The sequence below is a fragment of the Neisseria sp. HMSC068C04 genome, assembly GCF_001810105.1.
GTDB classification, from domain to species: Bacteria; Pseudomonadota; Gammaproteobacteria; order Burkholderiales; family Neisseriaceae; genus Neisseria; species Neisseria flavescens_B.
Genome location: NZ_KV800013.1, coordinates 449 through 681, shown reverse-complemented (window position 1 = coordinate 681; position 233 = coordinate 449). Strand labels below are relative to the sequence as shown.

The following is a 233-nucleotide window of genomic DNA, read 5'->3' as shown; positions in this document are numbered from 1 at the left end:
AACAACCGACGAAGCCCAAGTTCAGACGACCCTGTTGAACGAAGCCGTCCTCTGCCGCCAAACCGTCGCCAACGGCAGCGGCAACGTCGTCTCCATGGCGCCGATGAAAGTGTTCCAAACCGATACCGCCTTCCCCGAAGCACCCGACGGCTGGCTGGTACTTTCCATGGAACACAGCGGCAGCCGCGATACCGCCTATAGCCATACCTTTACCGCCATCCCCGCCCAACTCG

At 60.9% G+C, this 233-nt stretch carries 1 protein-coding gene; it reads left to right on the top strand.

Annotation, left to right across the window (positions count from 1 at the left end; translation table 11 throughout):
• The coding region (locus tag HMPREF2700_RS11870) for a hypothetical protein (RefSeq protein WP_168162750.1) at window positions 1–233 on the top strand (233 nt) is incomplete at both ends.